General features: G+C 72.0%; 20 protein-coding genes and 1 tRNA gene. 4 read left to right on the top strand and 17 right to left on the bottom strand.

What is annotated here, in order from left to right; all coding sequences use genetic code 11:
- Positions 1–192: 192 nt before the first annotated feature.
- Complete coding sequence (locus ACFWPS_RS14380; RefSeq protein ID WP_383704665.1) at positions 193–2,418, bottom strand: MMPL family transporter; 2,226 nt, start codon at positions 2,416–2,418, stop codon at positions 193–195.
- Positions 2,419–2,542: 124 nt separating this feature from the next.
- Positions 2,543–3,145: a TetR/AcrR family transcriptional regulator gene (locus tag ACFWPS_RS14385; protein ID WP_383704667.1), complete on the bottom strand. Its 603-nt coding sequence runs from the start codon at positions 3,143–3,145 to the stop codon at positions 2,543–2,545.
- Between the two features lie 167 nt (positions 3,146–3,312).
- Between ACFWPS_RS14385 and ACFWPS_RS14390 the strand changes: the two genes are divergently transcribed.
- On the top strand, positions 3,313–6,705 hold the full coding sequence (locus ACFWPS_RS14390) for a S41 family peptidase (RefSeq protein ID WP_383704669.1): 3,393 nt from the start codon (positions 3,313–3,315) through the stop codon (positions 6,703–6,705).
- Between the two features lie 147 nt (positions 6,706–6,852).
- Here ACFWPS_RS14390 and ACFWPS_RS14395 read toward each other — a convergent pair whose 3' ends face one another.
- The 4 genes from ACFWPS_RS14395 to ACFWPS_RS14410 form a co-directional block, all read right to left on the bottom strand.
- A complete protein-coding gene (locus ACFWPS_RS14395; RefSeq protein ID WP_383704671.1) occupies positions 6,853–7,143 on the bottom strand; it encodes a hypothetical protein in 291 nt (96 codons plus the stop codon).
- Positions 7,144–7,231: 88 nt separating this feature from the next.
- Positions 7,232–8,116, bottom strand: a complete 885-nt coding sequence (locus tag ACFWPS_RS14400) for an SDR family oxidoreductase (RefSeq protein ID WP_383704673.1) — start codon at positions 8,114–8,116, stop codon at positions 7,232–7,234.
- Entirely contained in the window at positions 8,113–9,069 is a 957-nt protein-coding gene (locus ACFWPS_RS14405; protein WP_383704675.1) for an alpha/beta fold hydrolase, read from the bottom strand. The genes ACFWPS_RS14400 and ACFWPS_RS14405 overlap by 4 nt, the downstream gene beginning before the upstream one ends.
- Positions 9,066–10,595: a flavin-containing monooxygenase gene (locus ACFWPS_RS14410; RefSeq protein ID WP_383704677.1), complete on the bottom strand. Its 1,530-nt coding sequence runs from the start codon at positions 10,593–10,595 to the stop codon at positions 9,066–9,068. The genes ACFWPS_RS14405 and ACFWPS_RS14410 overlap by 4 nt, the downstream gene beginning before the upstream one ends.
- Positions 10,596–10,828: 233 nt before the next feature.
- Here ACFWPS_RS14410 and ACFWPS_RS14415 point away from each other — a divergent pair, with 233 nt between their 5' ends.
- Positions 10,829–11,449, top strand: coding sequence for a MerR family transcriptional regulator (locus ACFWPS_RS14415; RefSeq protein WP_383704841.1), 621 nt, complete (start codon positions 10,829–10,831; stop codon positions 11,447–11,449).
- A 28-nt stretch (positions 11,450–11,477) separates the two neighbouring features.
- Here ACFWPS_RS14415 and ACFWPS_RS14420 read toward each other — a convergent pair whose 3' ends face one another.
- A complete protein-coding gene (locus ACFWPS_RS14420; RefSeq protein WP_383704679.1) occupies positions 11,478–12,281 on the bottom strand; it encodes an exodeoxyribonuclease III in 804 nt (267 codons plus the stop codon).
- 79 nt (positions 12,282–12,360) lie between these two features.
- Here ACFWPS_RS14420 and ACFWPS_RS14425 point away from each other — a divergent pair, with 79 nt between their 5' ends.
- Entirely contained in the window at positions 12,361–12,876 is a 516-nt protein-coding gene (locus ACFWPS_RS14425; protein WP_383704682.1) for a GNAT family N-acetyltransferase, read from the top strand.
- A gap of 73 nt (positions 12,877–12,949) precedes the next feature.
- Here ACFWPS_RS14425 and ACFWPS_RS14430 read toward each other — a convergent pair whose 3' ends face one another.
- The 10 genes from ACFWPS_RS14430 to galU form a co-directional block, all read right to left on the bottom strand.
- A complete protein-coding gene (locus tag ACFWPS_RS14430) occupies positions 12,950–13,483 on the bottom strand; it encodes a hypothetical protein (RefSeq protein ID WP_383704684.1) in 534 nt (177 codons plus the stop codon).
- A gap of 22 nt (positions 13,484–13,505) precedes the next feature.
- Complete coding sequence (locus tag ACFWPS_RS14435) at positions 13,506–14,552, bottom strand: DUF5937 family protein (RefSeq protein WP_383704686.1); 1,047 nt, start codon at positions 14,550–14,552, stop codon at positions 13,506–13,508.
- A gap of 21 nt (positions 14,553–14,573) precedes the next feature.
- A complete protein-coding gene (locus tag ACFWPS_RS14440) occupies positions 14,574–15,755 on the bottom strand; it encodes a M20 family metallopeptidase (RefSeq protein WP_383704688.1) in 1,182 nt (393 codons plus the stop codon).
- 1,161 nt (positions 15,756–16,916) lie between these two features.
- Positions 16,917–16,990, bottom strand: a tRNA-Ala gene (locus ACFWPS_RS14445).
- Between the two features lie 103 nt (positions 16,991–17,093).
- On the bottom strand, positions 17,094–18,377 hold the full coding sequence (gene glpR, locus ACFWPS_RS14450) for a gephyrin-like molybdotransferase receptor GlpR (RefSeq protein WP_383704690.1): 1,284 nt from the start codon (positions 18,375–18,377) through the stop codon (positions 17,094–17,096).
- 185 nt (positions 18,378–18,562) lie between these two features.
- The gene (locus ACFWPS_RS14455; RefSeq protein ID WP_383704692.1) at positions 18,563–19,234 is read right to left on the bottom strand and encodes a GNAT family N-acetyltransferase; all 672 of its coding nucleotides are present in this window, start codon (positions 19,232–19,234) and stop codon (positions 18,563–18,565) included.
- Positions 19,235–19,254: 20 nt separating this feature from the next.
- A complete protein-coding gene (locus ACFWPS_RS14460; RefSeq protein WP_383704694.1) occupies positions 19,255–19,791 on the bottom strand; it encodes a molybdenum cofactor biosynthesis protein B in 537 nt (178 codons plus the stop codon).
- Positions 19,788–20,300 (bottom strand): cyclic pyranopterin monophosphate synthase MoaC, encoded by a 513-nt coding sequence (gene moaC, locus ACFWPS_RS14465; RefSeq protein WP_383704696.1) that lies wholly within the window; start codon positions 20,298–20,300, stop codon positions 19,788–19,790. The genes ACFWPS_RS14460 and moaC overlap by 4 nt, the downstream gene beginning before the upstream one ends.
- A 192-nt stretch (positions 20,301–20,492) precedes the next feature.
- Positions 20,493–21,836: a gephyrin-like molybdotransferase Glp gene (gene glp, locus ACFWPS_RS14470; protein WP_383704698.1), complete on the bottom strand. Its 1,344-nt coding sequence runs from the start codon at positions 21,834–21,836 to the stop codon at positions 20,493–20,495.
- The gene (gene galU, locus ACFWPS_RS14475) at positions 21,833–22,744 is read right to left on the bottom strand and encodes a UTP--glucose-1-phosphate uridylyltransferase GalU (RefSeq protein WP_383704700.1); all 912 of its coding nucleotides are present in this window, start codon (positions 22,742–22,744) and stop codon (positions 21,833–21,835) included. The genes glp and galU overlap by 4 nt, the downstream gene beginning before the upstream one ends.
- Positions 22,745–22,877: 133 nt before the next feature.
- Here galU and ACFWPS_RS14480 point away from each other — a divergent pair, with 133 nt between their 5' ends.
- Positions 22,878–23,459, top strand: a complete 582-nt coding sequence (locus ACFWPS_RS14480; RefSeq protein ID WP_383704702.1) for a 5-formyltetrahydrofolate cyclo-ligase — start codon at positions 22,878–22,880, stop codon at positions 23,457–23,459.
- The last annotated feature ends 45 nt before the right edge of the window (positions 23,460–23,504 follow it).

Below are 23,504 nucleotides of genomic sequence, written 5' to 3' on the forward strand. Positions count from 1 at the left end.
GGGGAAGTGCGGGCGAGTGGTTAACCCGGCGTGGGGCGGGGTGGCGTGAGGTGCCGGATGCCGGATGCCGGGTGCCGGGTGTGGTCCGCACCCGGTCCGCACCCCGGCGCCCGGCACCTCACGGCACGAGGAAGCCGGTGAGGGCGCCCCGTCCCCACGGACCCTCACCGGCGGTCTGTCGTGCGCCGTGTGTCAGGCGCGTACCAGCTCCCGGTCCTCGTCGTCCTGGCCGGCGTCCTTGCCTGCGTTCCTGTCGGAGAGGGCGCGCAGGCCCTCGCCCTCGACGTCGACGTTGGGCAGCGCCCGGTCCAGCCACTTCGGCAGCCACCAGGCGCGCTTGCCGAGCAGCGCGAGCACCGCCGGGACGATCGCCATCCGGACGATGAACGCGTCGAAGAAGACGGCGATGGCGAGGCCGAAGCCGATCATCTTGATCATGGACTCGCTGGACGTGATGAAGCCGCTGAAGACGGACATCATGATGATCGCGGCAGCGGCCACGACCCGCGAGCTGTGCCGGAAGCCGGTCACCACGGCCTGGCCGGGCGTCTCGCCGTGGACGTACGCCTCCCGCATCCGGGTCACGAGGAACACCTCGTAGTCCATGGCGAGGCCGAAGACCACGCCCACCATGAAGATCGGCATCATCGACATGATCGGGCCGGTCTGTTCGACGCCGAGCAGACCGCCGAGCCAGCCCCACTGGAAGACCGCGACGACGGCGCCGAGCGCGGCGAGCACGCTGAGCAGGAAGCCGAGGGCCGCCTTCAGCGGGACCAGGACGGAGCGGAAGACCGCGATCAGGAGGAGGAAGGCGAGGCCGACGACCAGCGCCAGGTACGGGACCAGCGCGTCGTTGAGCTTCTGTGAGAAGTCGATGTTCATCGCGGTGGTGCCGGTGACCAGGACCCGTGCGCCGGTGTCGGCCTTGACGTCGGCGCCCTGGTCGCGGATGGCGTGCACCAGGTCCTCGGTCTGCACCGAGGACGGCTTGGAGTCCGGGATCACCGTGATCGTCGCGGTGTCGCCGGCCTTGTTGAACGCCGCCGGGGTCACCGTCACGACGTCCTTCAGGCCCTTGATCTCGTCGGTCACCTTGGTGGCCGCGGCCTTGGGGGCGTCACTGTCCTTGGCGTCGACCACGATCATCAGAGGCCCGTTGAAGCCGGCGCCGAAGCCCTCCGACAGCAGGTCGTACGCTCGGCGCTGGGTCGTGGACGTGGGCTGCGAGCCGTCGTCGGGCAGGCCGAGTTCGAGTTGGGTGGCCGGGAGGGCGATCGTGCCCAGTCCGACCACGCCGAGCAGCAGCACGGCTGCCGGGCGGCGGACCACGAAGCTCGCCCAGCGGGCGCCGAGGCCGGGCTTGTCCTGCCGGGTGGCATGGGCGTGCGGCCGGCGCTTCTCGCCCGCGGCCCTGACCCGCCGGCCCGCGTAGCCGAGCATCGCCGGGATCATGGTCAGCGCGATGAGGACGGAGACCACGACCGTGCCCGCCGCCGCGAGGCCCATCTTCGTCAGCATCGGCACGCCGACGACCGAGAGACCCGCCAGCGCGATCACGACCGTGAGGCCCGCGAAGACCACCGCCGAGCCGGCCGTACCGGCGGCGCGGCCGACCGCTTCCTCGCGGTCGCGGCCCTCGGCCAGTTCGCCGCGGTAGCGGGAGACGATGAACAGCGCGTAGTCGATGCCGACCGCGAGACCGATCATCAGCGCCAGTGTGGAGGTGGTGTCACCGAGGTCGAGCGTCTTGGCGAGGGCGGTGATGGTGGAGACGCCGATGCCGACGCCGATGATCGCGGTCAGTAGCGGCAGTCCGGCCGCGACCAGTGAGCCCAGGGTGATGACGAGGACGACGGCGGCGATGGCGAGACCGATGGCCTCGCCGGCGCCTCCCGCCTCGGCCCCGGCCTGGAGCGCGTCACCGCCGACATCCACGGTCAGCCCGGCGTCGCGCGCCTGCTGGGCGGCAGCCTCCAGGGCGGCGCGGGAGGAGTCCTTCAGCTCTGTGCCGGAGACCTCGTACTTCACCGAGGAGTAGGCGACGGTCCCGTCCTTGCTGACGGTGTTCGCCTTGTAGGGGTCGGCGACGGAGACGACCTCGGAGCCGCCCTCCAGTTCCTTCACGGTCTTCTTGACGGTCGCCTTGTTGAGCTTGTCCGTCATCTTCTCGCCGGCCGGCGCCTTGAAGACCACGCGCGCGGTGGCGCCGTCGGAGCTGGAGCCGGGGAAGCGCTGGTCCAGCAGGTCGAAGGCCTTCTGGGCCTCGGTTCCGGGGATGGAGAAGGAGGTGCTGCCGGCGGCGGGGGCACTGGCCGCACCGACGCCCGCCAGTGTCAGCAGCGCCACCCATATGAGGGCGACGAAGTGCCGTCGCCGAAAGGCGAGCCGGCCCAGTTTGTAGAGGAACGTGGCCACGAGGGCGTACTCCCGGTCAGGTCGTGGGGTTTTCAGGGCAGGGGTGATCGGCCTGATGGGTGGCAGGCGTGATCGGCCCGACGACGTGAGCGGAGGCGTCAGGTGGGCTGGCTGCGGGGAAGGGTCAGCAGGCGGGCGCGCGGAGGGCGGGGAGCACCACGGCGTCGATGTACGACAGCAGGAAGGACTGGGTGGGCGGCTGCTCGTCGATCAGTGAGCGAGCGGCGAATCCACCGATCATCATGTGCATCACGAAGTCGATCGCCGGGTTGTCCGCCCGGACCTCGCCCCGGTCGATCGCCCGTTGCAGCACCTGGCGGAACCCGGCCATCTCGGGCTCGATCAGATGCTCCTTGAACGCCTGCAGGAGATCCGGGTTGCCGTGGATCGCCATGGCGAGGCCCCGCATCAGTGCGGAGCTCTGCTCCATCTCGCAGTCGTCCGAGCGCAGCGTGAGGGCGTGCAGATCGCCGCGGAGCGACCCGGTGTCGATCTCGTCGATCGCGGCCCCCGGCTTCTGGTACCGCACCGCCCTGGCCACCAGCTCGGCCTTGCCGCCCCACTGGCGGTAGAGGGTGGCCTTGCTGGACTTGGTGCGGGCGGCGACGGCGTCCATGGTGAGGGCGTCGTAGCCGACCTCGCGGAGCAGGTCGAGCACGGCCTCGTACAACTCGGCCTCACGCTCGGGCGTGATGCGACTGCGACGCGCCGTTGCGACCTCAGTCATGCCACTCACCCTTCACTGCTCCATGGGTAACTTCCTGCGTACACCTCGAAGATACCCTGCGATCTACAGAAACGAAACCGTTTCGTACGTGTGCTGTCTCACGTGGCTGGGAAATCCGTGAGTTCCCACGAGTTGCTGGCCCCCCGCCCCCGGAAAAGCATGGGGAGGTGAGCTATCTGCGCCTTCCGCATCTCAGCGGCGACCTGTTGTGCTTCGTGGCCGAGGACGACCTCTGGCTGACCTCGCTCGACACCCCGGGCCGCGCCTGGCGGCTCACCGTCGACCGCACCAAGGTCGGCCACCCGCGTTTCTCGCCGGACGGCCGCCGGATCGCGTACACGAGCTGGCGCAGCCTGGTGCCCGAGATCCACCTGGTCGACGTCGACGGCGGGCCCGGTCGGCAGCTGACGTACTGGGGCAGCGCCGACACCCAGGTGTGCGGCTGGACTCCGCCCGACGCGGAAGGCAGAACCGACATCCTGGCGGTAGCCTCGCACGGGCAGCCCTTCTCCTACTTCAGCTGGGCCTACAAGGTCTCCCCCGACGGCGACCCGGGCCGCAAGCTGCCCTGGGGCCCGGTCGCCGACATCCAGGTCGCCGACATCGCGGACGAACGCAGGACCCTGCTGCTCACCGGCACCCCACCCCACGAGCCGGCCGGCTGGAAGCGCTACCGGGGCGGCGCCATGGGGCGGCTGTGGCTGCACGGGCAGCGGCTGCTCGAAGGCATCGGCGGCCATCTGTGCTCCCCGATGTTCGTCGGCGGCCGGATCGCCTTCCTCTCCGACCACGAGGGCGTCGGCAACCTCTACTCCTGCGCCTACGACGGCTCCGACCTGCGCCGGCACACCGACCACGACGCCTTCTACGCCCGGCACGCCGCCAGCGACGGAACCCGCGTCGTCTACCAGTGCGCGGGCGACCTGTGGCTGGTCGACGACCTCGGCCCGGACGCGGCACCGCGCAGGCTCGACGTACGGCTCTCCGGGCCCCGGGCGGGGCGCCGCCCCTACCAGGTGCCGGCCGCCCAGCACGTCGACGGCGTCTCGGTCGACGAGACGGGCCGGGCCAGCGCCGTCGTCGTACGCGGCAGCCTGTACTGGCTCACCCACCGCGACGGCCCGGCCCGCACCATCGCCGACACACCGGGGGTACGGGTGCGGCTCCCGGAGATGCTCGGCTCGACCGGGCAGATCGCGTACGTCACGGACGCCGGGGGCGAGGACGCCGTCGAGATCGCCCACCTGCCCCGGGCGACCGGGGCCCGGCCACCGCGCCGGCTGGCCTCCGGCCGGCTGGGCCGGGTGCTCGAACTGGTCTCGGACCCACTGGGCGAACGGCTGGCCGTGGCGGCACACGACGGCCGGCTGCTGCTCATCGACGTGGCCGAGGAGGTCGAGGTCGTCGAGAGTGCTGCCGATGCCGTTGATTCAGTTGATGATGTTGATGATGTTGATGACATTGACCAGGTTGATGCCGCCGAGCCTGCCGACATTGACTCTGTTGACTCTGTTGACGGAACGGGCTCCGACGACGTGGTCACCGAGTTGATCCAGTCGATCAACGGACCGGTCCGTGATCTGGCCTTCTCGCCGGACGGGTCATGGTTGACCTGGTCGCATCCGGGCATCGGCCGGTCGCTGCGGCAGATCAAGATGGCCCGCATCAGCGACCGGCTCGTCATCGACGTCACCAACGGCCGCTTCGAGGACGAGAACCCGGTCTTCACCCGCGACGGCCGCTACCTCGCGTTCCTCTCCTGGCGCGGCTTCGACCCGGTGTACGACGTCCACACCGGCGACCTGTCGTTCCCGCTCGGCTGCCGTCCCTACCTGGTCCCGCTCTCCTCGGCGACCCCCTCCCCGTTCGCCCTCAACCCGGACGGACGCCCGGCCGCCGGCGGCCTGGACCCCGTCGAGGACGAGGAGCCCGGCGACGGCAGCGCGGTGACGGTCGAGGTGGAGGGCCTGGAGAGCCGGGTGACTCCCTTCCCGGTCACCGCCTCCAAGTACTCGGCGCTGTACCCGGTCGCGGGCGGCGGTCTGGTCTGGCTGCGCTGGCCGATCTCGGGCGCGCTCGGCGAGACCTTCGTCAACCCGGCCGACACCAGCGGCCGGCCGACCCTTGAGTACTTCAACATCAGCAAGGCGAAGAAGTCCGAACTCGTCGACCACCTGGACTGGTTCACGGTCAGCGGCGACGGCAGCCGGCTGGTCGTCGTCGACGAGGGCGAGCTGCGGGCCGTTCCGTCGGCCGAGTCCGGCGACGGTGACACGACCGTCTGGATCGACCTGCGCCGCATCCTGCACGAGGTCGACCCGCCCGCCGAGTGGCGCCAGGCGTACGCCGAGGCCGGCCGCCTCATCCGCGACTACTTCTGGGACCCCGGGATGTGCGGCATCGACTGGGACGGCGTGCTCGACCAGTACCGTCCGCTGGTCGAACGGGTCGCCTCCCCCGACGATTTCGCGGACCTGCTGCGCGAGGTCCTCGGCGAACTCGGCACCTCGCACGCCTACGTCACCCCGGCCCGCCGCAACGAGGGCCCGCCGCACTACCAGCGCTTCCAGGGCCTGCTGGGCGCCAACCTCGTGCGCCGGAACGGCGGCTGGACGGTCAAGCGGATCCTGCCCGGCGACTCCTCCGACTCCAAGGCGCGGTCCCCGCTCGCGGGCACCGGCATCCGCGAGGGCGCGGTCCTCACCCACGTGGACGGCAGGCCGGTGGACCCGGTGACCGGGCCGTTCCCGCTGCTCGCGGGGGCGGGGGCCACGACGGTGGAGCTGACGTTCACCCCGGGCGAGGGCGAGTCGGGGCCGCCGCGCCGGGTCGCCGTCCTCCCGCTGGTCGACGAGCGGCCGCTGCGCTACCAGGACTGGGTGGCCAAACGCCGTGAGGTGGTACGGGAGATGAGCGGCGGCAAGTGCGGCTACCTGCACATCCCGGACATGGGCGGCTCGGGCTGGGCCCAGTTCAACCGCGATCTGCGGATGGAGGTCTCCCGGCCGGCGCTCATCGTCGACGTGCGCGGCAACGCGGGCGGCCACATCAGCGAACTCGTCGTGGAGAAGCTCACCCGGACCATCCTCGGCTGGGACCTGACGAGGAACGCCCAGCCGGTGTCGTACGCCTCCAACGCCCCGCGCGGCCCGATCGTCGCGCTCACCGACGAGGCCACCTCCTCCGACGGCGACATGATCACGGCCGCGATCAAGCTGCTGAAGCTGGGCCCGGTCGTCGGCCAGCGCACCTGGGGCGGAGTGGTCGGCATGACCGGCCGTCACCGCCTCGGCGACGGCACGGTGATCACGGTGCCGATGAACGCGGCCTGGTTCGAGGACTACGGCTGGTCCGTCGAGAACCACGGCGTCGCCCCCGACCTGGAGATCCTGCGCACCCCCCTGGACTGGGCGGAGGGCCGCCACGTCGAGATGGACGACGCGATCCAACTGGCCCTGGACCTCCTGACCGACCACCCGGCAGCAGTCCCCCCGGACCACAGCGAGGTCCCGAACAGATCCCGCCCGAAGCTGCCGCCGAGGCCGACGAGCGCCCCGTAAGAGCGCCCCGTAAGGGGCGCGGGGAACTGCGCGACAAGCCCCCACCGCCCCGCACCCGCCCCCAACCGCCACCACCCCAAACAAAACGCAGGGCGCCCTCCAAAATGAAGGGCGCCCCACGCAATTCGGCCAAGCCAAGTGCAACGACTACGCGTCGTAGTCCTGGTCGAACCGGTCCTGCATCTCCTGCTCGGTGTCGTCCAGGTTCTGGCGACCGCGCTCAGGAGTCTGCCGGCCCCGCTCCTGCGCCTGCCGGCCACGCTCCTGCGCCTGCCGACCGCTCTGCTGACCCTGCTGGTGGGCCTGCTGGCCACGCTCCGGGCCCTGCTGGCCGCGCTCCTGGGCCTGCTGGCCGCGCTGCTGCGCCTGCTGCTGGCCCTCGTTCATCTTCTGCTTGGCCTGTCCCTGCGTCTTGCCGGCCTTGTCCTTCATACCCATGTGGGTTCACTCCCGTGGAGGGTGAGGGGATCGGCCCTCAGTGGGGCCTCGACCAGACTCACACGGGCCGACTACGCTCGCATTTCGATCAATGACGGTGCGTAGCGCGCGCCTCCTCGTCGGCCGCCCCACCTGCACCGACGAGCCCCGTGCTGATGCCCTCCAAGCGGGGTGCGAACCGCTTCATCTCACGCTGCCCGACCGTGCCGATCAGCGCCGGCAGGTACCCGCGCACCCCCTGCATCCCCCGCAGCCACCACTGCCCGTACACGTGTGCCGAGCGCCGCTCGATCCCGGCCACGATCCGGTCCACGGCCGGACCCAGCGGGTACGTCTTGTTCGCGGGCCACGGCAGCCGCTGCCGCAACTCCCGCATCACGTCGTCCTGGTCGGCGCCGCGCACCATGTCGGTGTCCGTCCAGGACAGGTACCCGACCCCGACCCGCACACCCTGGTGGCCGACCTCGGCGCGCAGACTGTGCGCGTACGCCTCCACGCCCGCCTTGGACGCGCAGTACGCCGTCATCATCGGCGCCGGCGTGATCGCGGCCAGCGACGCGATCTGCAGCAGGTAGCCGCGGCTCTCCGTGAGGAGCGGCAGGAACGCCCGGCCCGTCACCGCCGAGCCGATCAGGTTGACCTCGATCACCCGCCGCCAGGCATCGGGGTCGGAGTCGGCGAACGGACCGCCGTTCGCCACCCCGGCGTTGGCCACCACGATGTCGGCCTTCCCGAACCGCTCCTTGACCTCCCGCGCGACCCGGCTCATCGCCTCGTGGTCGGTGACGTCGGCGTACCAGTGCGCGCTGTCGGTGTGCAGCCGCCCGGAGACCTCCTTGAGGGCCTCCTCCTCCAGCCCGACCAGCGCGATCCTCGCCCCGCGCGCGGAGAGCTTGCGGGCGAGCAACTCGCCGACTCCGCGCGCCGCTCCGGTGACGACGGCGACCTGTCCCTCGAGACCGACCCTGCTCATGAGCCCTCCTTGATCCGCTCGGGCCCGTCGGCGCCGGCTTCTTCAGGGGTGCCGGTCACGTACGTGGTGACCAGTTCCCGGATCTTTCCGTTGACCAGCTCCGGTGCCTCGACCGGGGTCATGTGGCCCATGCCGGGCAGTTCGGTGAGGCCGACGGGGTGCGGCAGCGCGGCGACCAGCGCGCGGGCGTGCACCGGGGGCGTGAGCCGGTCGGCCGTGCCGGTGACGATCGCGGTGGGGACGCGCAACTCCCGTACCCCGTGGTCGAGGTCGAGCTGCGCGAGGACGCGCGCCCAGGTGTGGCGCACGGCGCGCGGGCAGGCGTGCACGATCCATGCGCACGCCTCCACCATGTGCGGGGCGGAGCCGGGGCCCATGGTCGCGTACTTGAGGATGCGCCGCGCGACGGGCGTGACCGGTCCGAGCGGGGCGCGCGAGGCCAGTACCCGCGCCGTGAGCCAGGTGCGCGGGCCGCCGGCGCGCAACGGCAGGACGCGCGCCTCCGCGACCAGCCGCGAACTGCCGGTGCTGCACAGCAGGACGGCGGCGGCGTGCTCGGTGAAGCGGGGGCGTGCGGAGGCCGCCATGACGGTCATGCCGCCCATGGAGTGGCCGACGATCACGGCGCGCTCCCCGCGTGCAAGGGTCTGCGTGAGCACCGCTTCGAGGTCGTCCGCCAGCGCCTGGGTACTGCACGCGGGGCTCGCGGGACTGCGCCCGTGCCCCCGCTGGTCGTAGGCGATGACCCTGTGGTCGGCGGCCAGTTCCCGGATCTGCGCGGCCCAGAAGGCGGTCGAGCAGGTCCAGCCGTGGGCGAGGACGACGGGGGGCGCGTCCTCGGGGCCGTGCACCTCGGCGTGCAGACGGGCGCCGTCGGCGGAGACGACGGTGAGTTCGCGCGCGGGGGCGGGCGGGGCGTACGGCCCGGTGGTCACATGGGTGAGCCGGCTCACGCGCCCACCTCCGCGCCGGACTTGGCGCCGTCGGCGCCGGCCGTGGCACTGCCGAGGGGCGCGCGGATCACGTCGTACTCCGCGAGGTCCACCCGCTGGGTCGCCCGCCGGAACTCCGTGGTCGTACCGGGCCAGATGGTGGTGTTGCGGCCGTTCGCGTCCAGGTACCAGCTGGTGCAGCCGCCGGTGTTCCACACGGTGCGCTTCATGCGCTCCTGAACCCGCTGGTTCCAGGCGGCCACGGCACCGGGGCGCGCGTCCAGGGCCGCCCGCCCCCCGAGGACGCGGAGCTGGCGCAGATAGTCGGCCATGTAGTTCAGCTGGGACTCGATCATGAGGATCATGGAGGAGTTCCCGAGGCCGGTGTTGGGCCCGATGATCGTCATCCAGTTGGGGAACCCGGCGGCCGAGGCACCGCGCAACGCCTCCATGCCGCCCTTCCAGGCCTCCGCGAGGGTCCGCCCGTCTGCGCCGACGACCCGCTCGGCGATGGGCATGTCGGTGACGTGGAAGCCGGTGCCGAAGATGATCGCGTCGACCTCGGCGCTGCTGCCGTCGGCGGCGACGACCGTCGACCCACGCACCTCACTGAGCCCGCTGGCCACCACGTCCACGTTCCGCTGCACCAGCGCCGGATAGTAGGCACTGGAGAGCAGGATCCGCTTGCAGCCGATGCGGTAGTCCGGGGTGAGCTTGGCGCGCAGTGCCGGGTCCTTGACGGCGCGGGCCATGTTGCGCTTGGCGAGGCTCTCGACCAGTCCGAGTTCGTCCGGCCGCTTGGTGAACGCCTGGACCTGGAGCTCCCGGATGCCCCACAGGAGACCGCGCCGGGCCTGGGTGGTGAAGGGCAGCGCGCGGTGCAGACCGCGCTCGGCGGCGCTGATGGCGCGATCCACGCGGGGCATCACCCATGGCGGGGTCCGCTGGAAGAGGGTGAGCTGCGCGACCTCGGGCTGCACGGCGGGCACGATCTGGATCGCGGAGGCGCCGGTGCCGACCATGGCGACCCGCTTGCCGCGCAGGTCGTAGTCGTGGTCCCAGCGGGCCGAGTGGAAGACCTTGCCGGGGAACGAGTCAAGGCCCGGGATCTCCGGGATCTTCGGGTCGGACAACGGCCCGGTGGCGGAGACGACGACGTCGGCGGAGAAGGTGCCGGCGGCGGTCTCGATGTCCCAGCGCAGCGCCTCCGGGTCCCAGGCCATCCGCTTCACCTCGGCGTCGAAGCGGAGGTGGGGACGGAGCCCGAACACGTCGGCGACATGGTCCAGATAGGCGCGGATGTGCTCCTGCCCGGAGAAGGTGCGCGGCCAGTCGGGGTTGGGCGCGAAGGAGAAGGAGTACAGGTGGGAGGGCACGTCGCAGGCGCAACCCGGATAGCTGTTGTCCCGCCAGGTACCGCCGACGCTGCCGGCCCGTTCCAGGACGACGAAGTCGGTGATCCCCTCCCTGCGCAACCGCACGGCCGCACCCAGTCCGCCGAACCCGGACCCGATCACCGCCACCCGTACATGCTCGTGCTGGGCCATCCCGGAGCCTCCACACATCACCCGTGATTACGCCAGTGAACACTGGCACGGTTGGACTGTAGAGCAGCTCCGTACCGATGGGTAGGGTCCGGACGGAGGACGTTTGCATCAGCGGCTCCGCCGCGGGTACCGGCGGTACAACATAGGCTGCGCTCGTGGCAGACCACGGCGCGCAAAAGACCTCCACGGCCCCCGACCAGCGGCCCGACCAGGGAGGCGGACGCGAGTACCGCATGGAGGAACTGGCCGGACTGGCCGGCATCACCGTGCGCACCCTGCGCTTCTACCGCGAGCGCAAGCTGATCCCGCCGCCCCGCCGCGAGGGCCGTATCGCCTGGTACGACGACCACCACCTGGCCCGGCTGCACACGATCTCGGCGCTCCTGGAACGCGGCCACACCCTGAACGGCATCGCGGAGCTCGCGGAAGCCCTCGACCAGGGCCGCAACGTCGCCGACCTGATCGGCGTCGGCGCCCCCACCGAGGAGGAGCCGGTCCGCCTCACCCCCGAGGAGCTCGCCGCCCGCTTCGAGGGCGAGGTCACCCCGGAGAACCTCGCCGCCGCCATGGACCTCGGCTACCTCGGCACCGACGGCGACGACATCGTCCACATCAGCCGCCGCCTGCTGGACGCCTCCTCGGCCCTGGTCCGCGAGGGCTTCCCGCTCGCCGAGGTCCTGGCGGCCGGCCGCACCGTCCGCGAGCACGCCGACGCCCTCGCCGACCTCTTCGCCGAACTCGTCCTGCGCCACGGCCCCGAGGAGGACATGGAACGCCTGCGCCCCCTGGCCCGGAGCGTGGTGGAGGCAGAGGTGTCCCTGGCCCTGGACCGCCGGCTGCGCAAGCGGCCGTGACGATCAGAGGATGATCAGAGGCCGCGGATCAGAGGTCGTACACGACGGTGACCGGCGCATGGTCGGACCACCGCTCGGCATGCGTGGCCGCCCGCTCCACGAACCCCTTGACCGCCTTGGCCGCGAGCCCGCGCGTGGCCAGCTGGTAGTCGATGCGCCACCCTGAATCGTTGTCGAAAGCCCGCCCCCGGTACGACCACCAGGAGTACGGCCCCTCGACGTCCGGATGCAGGGCGCGCACGACGTCGACATAGCCGCCGTCGGCCGGGTCCAGGACGTTGCCGAGCCACTCCCGCTCCTCCGGGAGGAAACCGGAGTTCTTGGTGTTGCCGCGCCAGTTCTTCAGGTCGGCCTGCTGGTGGGCGATGTTCCAGTCGCCGCAGACGACGACCTCGCGCCCGTCGGCGGCGGCCCGCTCGCGCAGTTCCTTCAGATGGGCCAGGAACTCGCCCATGAACCGGTACTTCTCGTCCTGCCGCTCGGTGCCCACCTCCCCGGAGGGGAGATAGAGGGAGGCGACGGTCACACCGGGCAGGTCGGCCTCGACATAGCGCCCGCTCGCGTCGAACTCGTCCGACCCGAAGCCGATGCGCACACGGTCCGGCTCACGCCGGGTGTACAGGGAGACGCCCGCGCGCCCCTTGGCGGCCGCCGGGGCGTGCACCACATGCCAGCCGCCGGGCGCGCGCACCTCCTCCGGGAGCTGCTGCGGCTCCGCGCGCACCTCCTGCAGGCAGAGCACGTCCGCGGAGGTCTCCGCGAGCCACTCCACGAAGCCCTTCTTGGAGGCGGCCCGAAGCCCGTTCACATTCACCGAGGTCACAGTCAGCACGCGGGAACGATACCGGCACACTGGACGGAGTCCGGATGTACACCGCGTTCACCGCCTACATGAATATACGATGTCTCACATGAATATACGCACGGTTGCCTTCGACCACCCCGACGCCGTCAAGCTGAACAACGAGGTCCAGGCCGAGTACCAGCTGCGCTACGGCGACGGCGGCGACGCCACCGTCCTCGACACGGCCGACTTCGAACCGCCGAACGGCGTCTACCTGATCGCGTACGACGAGTCCGACCGCCCCGTGGCCACCGGCGGCTGGCGCAGCCAGGACGCCAACGGCGAGGGCAACGAGGACGGCGACGCCGAGCTCAAGCGCATGTTCGTCATCGAGGGGATGCGCGGCCGGGGCCTGGCCCGCCGTATGCTCACGGCCCTGGAGGACGACGCCCGCGTGGCCGGCCGCCTCCGCATGGTCCTGGAGACCGGCACCAAGCAGCCGGAGGCCATCGCCCTGTACACCTCCAGCGGCTACGAACCGTGCACCAAGTTCGGCTACTACCGGCACTACGAGTCGAGCCGCTGCTTCGCCAAGGCCCTGGGGGCGGACTCCGGGAACGACGAGGACCCCGCACGGCCTTGACGATCACGCGGGGTCTCACCGTGCAGTGGGGTGTTCACGAGTGCATCTGACGTGCGGCGGTCACCTCGATGCCTTACGCCTCGTCGTCGACCCGGGCTCGGGCCGGTCCCACACTCACCTCCACGCGGTTGACCCGCACCCCTGCGATGTCCTGGTGGGCCGGTCGCGCTTGGAGCAGCGCGGTCAGGGCCAGGCGCAGGCCGCCCTCGTCGCCCACGGGGTGTACCCGCATCAGCCTCGATGGCCTGGGGTCCTGGGCGAGAACGTGCTGCACGTCCCACGGGGAACCACCCGTGAGCCGGCTGCGGGCGACCGCGGCCGGGTCGACGACCGTGCAGCGGAAGGTCACCGTGACGGGGAAGTCCCAGTCCCTGCCCGACGCCGTCAGCTCCCAGCAGGCGGACACATGCTCGGGGCGGACATCGACCAGGGTCACGGCGGTGCACCGCGCGGGATCGGCCGGCTCGGTCGTGAACGCCCCCTCGACGACGTACACGAGAACCTCACCGCGCCCGGCGATCAGCGGATGGCGCCGCTCGCGCCACGCGCTCCACCGCCACCGAGGGCGCAGCTCGCGGTGGCAGACGACCGGATATCGGCCTGTCACGCGGACCGCCCCTTGGTCTTGCTCAGTACTGCAGGGCCGTCGACACGTCCCGTCCGATGCGTTCGACGGCGGTGAGGTCGAGCCCGTAGTGCACATAGCGACCATGGCGCTCCACCTGGACCAGGCCCAGGTCGCGCAGGGTGCGCAGATGCCGCGCGACCTGCGGGCGGGTCATCGACAGCCGGTCCGCCAGGTCGGTGGTGGTCATCGCCTGGCGTGCGATGAGGCGGCACAGGCGTACCCGACGCGGATCGGTGAGCGCCAGCATGCGGCTGCGCGCCAGGGTGACACCGATCTCCGGGACGTCGACGGGAAAGTGCACGACGGGGGGCAGTCCCGGCTCGTCCTTCACCAGCAGGTGCGGGGCGCCGTACCGGGTGGGGATCAGCAGCAGGGGTGTACGGGCGGGGTTGATCACCGCGTGGTGCACCTTGTCGAAGACGACCCGCGCGGGGCTGTCCAGACGGTCGCTGGACAAGCTGAGCGAGAGCAGCGCCGCCATGGGCCCCTCGTCCGCGAGTCGTCGGCGCACCCGGTGGGCGGCCCGGGACAGGACGGGCTCGGTGCGCGCCCACAGCTCGTCGAAGTAGACGCGGCGGCACAGGTCGAGGAAGTCGAGCACGTCGGCGCGCAGGGACTCCGGGTCGCGTAGCAGGTCCTCGGCGAGGGCGGAGTGCGGATCCGGCAGTCCGGACGCGGTCTGGCGCAGCGCACGCGCCTGCGCCGGGTCGTGGAGCACCCGGCCGAAGTCGAAGGCGCGGTAGCCGCTGGCGCAGGTGTACGCGGTGAGTTCGGCGAACCGGTCCACCGTGAGTTCCGCCAGGGGCGTCCGGAGCCCGGGGTAGAACCCCCGCCAGCGCAGCGCCGTCCACAGCGGGGCGAACCGTACGAGGCCGGCCCGGAAGGCGGCCGGCCCGGCGGCGGTGGTCCGCTCGGCCCAGGCCGCGTGCTCGGTGTGGTGGCCGTGTCCGGTCAGCACATGCAGGCTCGCGGCCAGCTCGGCGGGCGGGTACACGGTGACCGTGAACCGGTCGGAGGCGGCACCTTCCAGGACGATCACGACCGACATGAGCGGGAGTGTACGGCGCTCTCACCCCGCCGCCCCCTCGAACTCGGCCCGCGCAGCCGCCAGCAGCTCCGGCACCGTGAGCAGTGCGGCGACCACCTCGGCGAGCCCGGTCGCCGCGACCTGCGTGCGGTCGTGAGCCAGCGGCGTCGCTGCGGCTTCCCGCATGGCCTCGGAGTGTGCGGGCGTACCGGCGTCGGCGATCTGAACGTAGGGGTGGATGACCGGCATCAGCTGCGAGAGGTTACCGATGTCGGAGGACCCGGCGGGGCCGTCGGGGTCGTAGGGGCCTATGTCTGCGCCGAGCGCGCGCACCGTCTCCCCGAACCGCTCCGCGAGAACGGCGTTGTTGCGTCGCTCCGCATACAGCGGCCCGGTCTCGGAGACCTCCGCCTGCGTCTGCGTGGCGAGCGCGGCCCCCGCCGCGGCGGCCCGTACCCGCTCCACCAGCGCCGCGGCAGACGCGGCGGTACGGTCCCGTACGTACAGGTCGACCGCGGCCTGCGCGGGGACCACGTTGGGCGCTTGACCGCCGTCGACGACGATGCCGTGCAGCCGGGCGCTCGGCGGGACGAACTGCCGCATCGAATCGAGGGCGTTGAGAAACAGCTGGGCGGCGGCCAGCGCGCTGCGCCCCTGCCACGGCGACACCGAGGCGTGCGCGCCGACCCCGGTGAACGCGACCCGCAGGTGCGCCGCCGCGAGTCCGGGCCGGCCGCTCAGCCAGCGGTCCCCCGGGTGGAACATCAGCGCCGCCTCCACCCGGTCGAAGACCCCGGCGTCGGCCAGCCGCACCTTGCCCGCACCGCCCATCTCCTCACCGGGGGTGCCGATCACGGCCACCGTGCCCGGGTGCTCGGGCAGCGCCCCTACGACGGCGATGGCCGCGGCCACCCCTCCGGCCGCGATGAGGTTGTGGCCGCAACCGTGCCCGACGCCGGGCAGTGCGTCGTATTCCGCGAGGACGGCGACGCAGGGCCCCGGGCGGCCGCCCTCGTGCACGGCCACGAAGGCGGTGTCGAGGCCACCCACGGGTGCGGTCACCGTGAAGCCCGCCTCGGCCAGCCAGCGGGTCAGCACCTGCTGGGCGTGGAACTCGGCGAACTTCAGCTCGGGGTGCGTGTGGATGGACAGGCTGACTGCGTCCATGCGGGGCCGCAGCGCGGCCAGTTCGGCGGACAACGCCTTCACGGAAGTCGTCTTCAAGGACGACATCGGGACTCCCCTCGTACGACGCGTGGAGTGACGTGCTGTCAGGTACGACGAGACTGCGGCCGGGCATGCGCGAGTGGCCGCCGATTACCGCGGCCCAGGCAACCCTCGCCGGCTGGTGACGGGCGTTCAGTGCGCCCAGGGCCTGGAGGCCGTCTCCAGGTTGGATTCGATCGCCCGTACCTGGGGCGGTGCGGTATTCGGTCCAGGTGCTGTCGGGGAACAGCTGGAGGTGGGGGCCGAGGGCGCCGGTGAGCATGCGGCGGAGCCGGGTGAGTCTCTCGCTGATGATCCAGGCTCGTTCCCGGTTCTCCAGTTCGCCTTCGTCTGCGCAGAAGTGGTAGTCGCGTTCGCGGGTCCACAGCAGGGGCGGCCACTCGTTCTGCACGCAGACGTCGTTGAGCGCAGTGATCGCTCGCCGCCGGCATCGAGGCATCCACCGTCCGCATCCACCGTCCGCATCCACCGTCCGCACCTACCGGACGTGCCTGCTGCGGATATGCGACGCACTGGCTTTCAGCGAACGCGGCGAGGCGGCACCGGCCCGGCTGCATGCTCCCATCAACCCCCACCAGCCCTACACCTGGGCCGAGTTGGCGGGACTGCGGCACTGGGCGACGCACCTGCCGCGCCAACAGCGCACCGACGGACTCGCCCTGCTGGGGCTCGGGGCGGGCTGCGGTCTGACGCCACGCGAGGTGGCGGCCGGCCGCGGCCGAAATCCCGCCAGGCCCCGCCCCGGCGGCCCACTGCTGCACACCGGCGCGAGCAGGGTCGTCCCGCTGGCGGCCCGCGCCGCCTGGGGCCAGGCTCTGGACGAACTCGCACAGGCGGCGGGTGATGGCTACCTGTTCCGGCCCCGCCGCTCGGTCGCCTACGCCAAGAACCTCATCGGCTCGTGGCCCCTCAGCCACCGCCCACCCGCCCCGCTGCCCGCGATATCGGCGGGACGGCTGCGGCCCCCGGCTCCGGAACAGCTGCCGAAGATCTGCCAACGGCCGACGGTCACCATCCGCCCCGGCGGCCTCGCAAAGATCGACAAGTTCGGACATCACATCGAACACAGCCAGGAAACGACAAAGATCCCGACCGATCAAGAAGATCGGCGGGATCTCGTCAACCGCTCCCGAGCGAACTCAAGAACAGTGGGTGCAGTGGACCTGAGGGGATTCGAACCCCTGGCCCCCTCGATGCGAACGAGGTGCGCTACCGGACTGCGCCACAGGCCCTTGCAACGAGTGAAACTCTAGCATCCCCGTCGGGGTGCTTGGAAATCCGTTCCCTGACTGGTCAGGAGCGGGGTGCCGAGGCGCCCCGCCCCTCTTCCTCAGGTCATTCGTTGGCCGCGCGCGGGCGGTCGCCGTCCTCGTACTGGTCGAAGAGGGGGGTGCGGCCGCGCTCGCGCGCCCGGCGGGCGGAGGCCGCGCGGCGGGCGTCGGTCCGGCCGTCGTCCGTCTTGTCGTCGGCGGCGGGCACCGGCTCCTCCGCCTCGGCCTCCGGTGCCGCCGGCTTGGTCTCCTGCTCCGGTGTGACGGCACTGGACCGCGCCGAACTCCACGCGTCCGGCGCCCCCAGGTCCACGTCGGAGGTGGCGCGCGGCGCGACCGGCGCGGTCACGTATGTCGGCAGGGGCACCGGCACCGGGTCCCAGCTGTCCCCGTGCCCGGGCCGCCGCTGCCGCTCGCGCTGCTGGTCGACCCACTCGGCGTGGTCGGTCTGCTCGACGAGGGCGCGCCGGTCGGCGGCGAGCGCGGACAGGCCGGGGTCGGTCCCGGTCTCTGGTCCTTCCTCCGGTTCGTCCGCGCCTGCCCCGGGGTCGAGGGGCGGGCGGCGGCGCGGCTGGCGCTCCCGCAACCGCTGCGCGGCGGCCTCGGCCTGACGCCGGTCCATCTGGTAGGCGAAGCGCCGGCGCTCCTGCGCGCGCAGGTAGGCGATGTAGGCGCTGAGCATGACGGCGGGCACGCCGGGTGCCCACAGGAACGCGAGCCCTCCGACGGCGGCGACGATCGCGCCAAGCGTGAACGCGGCGAAGAGCATGACGGTGGTGCGCCGACGGCGGGCGAGCGCCTTCAAGCGCCGGGCGCGTTCCGCGGCCGCCTGCCCGGAGGGCGCGCGCCGTGCGGCCGGCACCTGCTTGCGGGCGGGTGCCGAGCCCGACTTGGGCGCGGGAGTGGAGGTGGATACGGGGGCGGATGCCGGAGCCGATGCGACGCCCGCCTGACGGGGCGGCGCGGACGGGGACTTGGCCGCCGGCGCGACCGTCTGGTCGCGCGCCGGTTCCTGACGCCCGGGCGCCTCCGGCTCCCTCTCCGCCCGGACGTCTGCCCGGACCTGACGGCGGGTCGGAGGCATGGCGAAGGCCCGGACGTCCACCGAGTCGGTGGCGGTGTCCGGATCACCGGCGTCCTGCTCCCCCTCCGAGGCGGAGCGCGCCCGCAGGTCCCTGGCGTACCGACGCTCCATCCCCGCCCGTCCGGACAGCAGCCGGATGGCGGTGCTGAAGCGTTCCGTCGGACGGGCCTCGTTCAGCTCGTCCTGCCTACGGAGCCACATCGGCACCAAGTAGGCGGCCCAGGCCCCGACAATGACTGCGTAGATGAGGCCGCTGCTGCTCACGCCTCACACGGTAGAGGGGTTTGCGTGGGGCCATCTGCCAATTGCGCCGGTGTGTCGCACGATCTGGCTGATATTTCGAGCTTTTTTTGTGACCGATGCGATCAGCAGGCCACCGGAGCCGTGAATTCAATGCCCTGAGACGGTCAGTAACCGATCAATTTCGAACAAGCATTCAATTTGTTCGGCTAGCCGGGATTCCCTGGTGTGTTCTGCGGTTTCCAGGGCGCGTTCGGTGAGCCCGTCGGCCCCGGCGCCTTCGCGGACGCGCTCTGGGAGCGTGCCCGTTGCCAGCGGCCGAGCAGCCCCTCGGGCACCTCTTCCGCGGTGAGGGCGAAGACGAGGTGGTCGCGCCAGGCGCCGTCGATGTGGAGATAACGCGGCCGCAGCCCCTCCTCACGGAATCCGAGTTTCTCCACGACCCGGCGGCTGGGCCGGTTCTCCGGGCGAATGCAGACCTCGATGCGGTGCAGACCAACGGTGCGGAAACAGTGGTCCACCACGAGCGCGACGGCCGTCGGCATCACCCCGCGGCCGGCCACCGACTGGTCCACCCAGTAGCCGACGTGCCCCGAGCACATCGACCCCCAGGTGATCCCGGCGACGGTCAACTGCCCCACCAGGCGCCCCTGGTACTCGATGACGAACGGCAGCATCCGGCCCGCGTTCGCCTCGGAGCGCAGATGGCGGACCATCTGCCGGTAGGTCGGCCGGTGCGCGATCGGGCCGCTGGGCGTGGGCGGCGGGATGGTCGCCTCCCACGGGCGCAGCCAGTCGCGGTTGCGCCGGTTGACCTCGCGCCAGGCCCGCTGGTCGCGCACCCTTATGGGCCGGAGGACGACGTCGCCGTCCACCAGCACGACGGGCCAGGACAGGCTGTTCAGCTCGCACCCCCACTGCTGGGTCTGGGATGGTCGCCGCCGCGGATCTGGTCGACGGCATGCGCCAGCAGCGGTTCCAGGACGGCCAGGCCGTCCCGCACCCCGCCGGTGGACCCCGGAAGGTTGACGATCAGCGTCCGGCCCGCCACTCCGGCCAGGCCCCGGGAGAGCGCGGCGGTGGGCACCTTCTCCCGTCCGAACGCCCGGACGGCCTCGGCGATGCCCGGTACCTCGTAGTCGAGCACCGCGCGGGTCGCCTCGGGCGTGCGGTCGGTGGGCGAGACACCGGTGCCGCCGGTGGTGACGACGACGTCGTACCCGGCCTCGACCCCCGCGCGCAGCGCGGCCGCCACGGGTTCCCCGTCGGGCACCACCCGCGGCCCGTCCACGCTGAACCCGAAGCCCGCCAGGCCCGCCGCGACCAGCGGGCCGCCCCGGTCCTCGTAGACACCGGCGGCGGCACGGTTGGACGCGGTCACGACCAGCGCGCGGTAGGGCGCGCGCGGCGCACCGCCGGCGGACGGCCCGGCGCTCATGCCCGACTCCAGTCGCCCGACTTTCCGCCCGTCTTCTCCTCCACGCGTACGTCCGTGATGATCGCTCCCTTGTCGACCGCCTTGACCATGTCGATCACGGTGAGCGCCGCGACGGAGACCGCCGTGAGGGCCTCCATCTCGACACCCGTGCGGTCCGTCGTCCGCACCGTGGCCAGGATCTCCACCGCGTCGTCCGCGACCGACAGATCCAGTTTCACACCGGACAGGGCCAAGGGGTGACACAGCGGGATCAGGTCCGGGGTGCGTTTGGCGCCCATGATCCCGGCGATGCGGGCGGTGGCGAGGGCGTCGCCCTTCGGAACGCCCTCGCCGCGCAGCAGCTCGACCACGCGGGGCGAGACGAGGACGCGTCCGCTCGCGCGGGCGGTGCGCGCGGTCACGTCCTTGCCGGACACGTCGACCATGCGGGCGGCGCCCGCGTCGTCGATGTGCGTCAGTCGGTCTGGCACGGAGGGTCCGGGGGTGTCCCCCCGGAAGGGCTCAGTCATGCTGTGTGGCGCTCCCGGTCCTGGCCCGTCGCGGTGCGGCGCTCGGGCCTGCTGTGCGCGACACGGTACCGCCAAGGCGGCACGGACCAGCGGGCAGGACCCGCCCGGCGGACGGGTACGCGCGCATGGCGGACGGGTACTCGCGCGCGGCGGACGTCCGGCGGGCGCCCCTTGGCCGGGCAGGACGGCCTGCTAGCCGAGCGGGACGGCTTCCTGGCCGAGCAGGACGACCTCGACGTCCGTGCCGGGCTCGACGGACTCGGCGTCCTCGGGTACGACGATCAGCGCGTCGGCGTGGGCCAGGGCCGCGACCAGGTGCGAACCGGCGCCGCCCACGGCGGTCACCTCGCCGTCGGCGTACGCCCCGCGCAGGAACTGCCTGCGCCCCTTGGGCGAGCTCAGCGCCTTGTCCGCCCTGAGGGTCGCCGTGGTGCGGGGCCGGTGCACGTCCTCGAGGCCCATCAGGGTGCGGATGGCGGGGCGGACGAACAGCTCGAAGGAGACGTACGAGGACACGGGGTTGCCCGGAAGCGCCAGCAGGGGCGTGTGGTCGGGGCCGATCGCGCCGAAGCCCTGGGGCTTGCCGGGCTGCATGGCGAGCTTGCGGAAGTCGATGCCGCTGCCCGGCTCGTCCTCGTCGCCGACGTGCGCCAGCGCCTCCTTGACGACGTCGTACGCCCCCACGCTGACCCCGCCGGTGGTGACCAGCAGGTCGGCGCGGACGAGCTGGTCCTCGATGGTGGCGCGCAGCGTCTCGGCGTCGTCGACGACGGCACCCACCCGGTAGGCGATGGCGCCCGCGTCCCGGGCGGCGGCGGTGAGGGCGAAGCTGTTGGAGTCGTAGATCTGGCCGCTGCCGAGTGCCTCGCCGGGCTGGACGAGTTCGCTGCCGGTGGACACGACGACGACGCGCGGGCGCGGGCGTACGCGTGCCGTGCCGCGGCCGATCGCGGCGAGCAGTGCGATCTGCGGCGGGCCGAGGACGGTGCCGGCCTCCAGGGCGAGATCGCCGGCCTTGACGTCACTGCCCCGCGCGCGGACGTGCGCGCGTGCCTCGGCCGGCCGGTGCACGCGCACGTGCCCCTCGGCGCCCTCGGGCGTAAGGCTGCGGGCCCGCATCCCGGCGACCGGTCCCTCGCCGAGTCCGCCGTCGGTCCACTCCACGGGGACGACGGCCTCGGCGCCGGGCGGCAGCGGGGCGCCGGTCATGATGCGGGCCGCCTGGCCGGGACCCACGGGGGTCAGCTCGGCCGCGCCGGCCGCGACGTCCCCGACGACCTCCAGGACGGCCGGGAACTCCTCGCTCGCGCCCGCCACATCCGCGACCCGTACCGCGTACCCGTCCATGGAGCTGTTGTCGAACGGCGGCAGTGAGAGCGGCACCGTGACGTCGTCGACCAGCACGCAGCCCTGGGCGTCGAGCAGTTGCAGCTCGATGGGTTCCAGGGGGCGGACGGTGGTGAGGATGTCCTCCAGGTGCTCGTCCACCGACCACAGGTGGTCCGGGCCGGCGGTGCGGGTCGCGGCGTTGCTCAACTCTGCTGCATCTCCTCGGCTACGTAACTGCGAAGCCAGGTCCGGAAGTCCGGGCCCAGGTCCTCACGTTCGCACGCGAGCCGGACAATGGCACGCAGATAGTCGCCGCGGTCGCCGGTGTCATAGCGGCGGCCCTTGAAGACGACGCCGTGCACGGGGCCGCCGACCTTTTCGTCCTGGGCGAGTTGCTGGAGGGCGTCGGTGAGCTGGATCTCGCCGCCGCGGCCCGGCTCGGTGCGCCGCAGTATGTCGAAGACGTGCGGGTCGAGGACGTAGCGGCCGATCACCGCGTAGCTGGACGGGGCGTCCGCCGGGTCCGGCTTCTCGACCAGGCCGGTCACCTTGACGACGTCGGCGTCGGCGGTGGTGTCCACGGCCGCGCAGCCGTAGAGGTGGATCTGCTCGGGGTCGACCTCCATGAGCGCGATCACGCTGCCGCCGTGCTGCTCCTGGACCTCGATCATGCGCTGGAGCAACGGGTCGCGCGGGTCGATCAGGTCGTCGCCGAGCAGGACGGCGAAGGGCTCGTGGCCCACGTGCGGGGCCGCGCACAGCACGGCGTGGCCGAGGCCCCTGGGGTCGCCCTGGCGCACGTAGTGCATCGTGGCCAGGTCGCTGGACTCCTGCACCTTGGCGAGCCGGCCGGCGTCGCCCTTCTTCTGGAGCGCCGATTCCAGCTCGTAGTTGCGGTCGAAGTGGTCTTCCAGGGGACGCTTGTTGCGTCCGGTGATCATGAGGACGTCGTCGAGCCCCGCCGACACGGCCTCCTCGACCACGTACTGGATCGCCGGCTTGTCGACGACCGGCAGCATCTCCTTGGGAGTGGCCTTGGTGGCCGGCAGGAACCGGGTGCCGAGGCCGGCCGCGGGAATGACAGCCTTGCTGATCCTGGGGTGCGACTGAGTCATGTCCGCAACCTTATCCGGTGCCTTTGCGGAGAATCTGAGGCTCCGGTTAATTGGCACTCATATGAGCGGATTGGGAAGGGTGCGGGAACGACCTGTGGAGCACGGTGGACCTGAGGCCGAGAGTGACAAGCGAATGTTGCGCCGAGAAATCCTCGGGGTGAGGAACAGGTTGACGACCGATGTCGTCAGGGAGGCGGCCGACGCGCTGGCCGAACACGCGCTGAAGCTGCCCGAGCTGGTGCGTGCGCGCACGGTGGCGGCGTACGTCTCCGTCGAGAGCGAGCCCGGCACGCTCACGCTGCTGGACGCGCTGCTCGCGCGGGGCGTACGCGTGCTGCTCCCCGCGCTCCTGCCGGACCAGGACCTGGACTGGGGCGCGTACGGCGGGGAGGGCTCCCTCGCCCGCGTCCAACACGGCGGGAAGATGGCGCTGTTCGAGCCCTCCGGGGAACGCCTCGGGCCGGACGCCGTGCTCGGCGCGGACGTCGTGCTGCTGCCGGGGCTCGCGGTGGACGCGCGCGGGATGCGCCTGGGGCGCGGCGGGGGGTCGTACGACCGGGTGCTGGCGCGTCTGGAACGTGCGGGCGCACTCCCGGCGCTCGTGGTGCTGCTGTACGACACGGAGGTCGTCGAGCGGGTGCCCACCGAGGGGCACGACCGGCCGGTGCGGGCGGTGGTGACACCGTCGGGCGTACGCCGGTTCGCGAGCCTCTGAGCCGCTCTCCTGCGAAACGGCCCTCCACGCGTGCGTGGAGGGCCG

This window comes from Streptomyces sp. NPDC058457 (genome assembly GCF_042720695.1).
Lineage (GTDB): Bacteria > Actinomycetota > Actinomycetes > Streptomycetales > Streptomycetaceae > Streptomyces.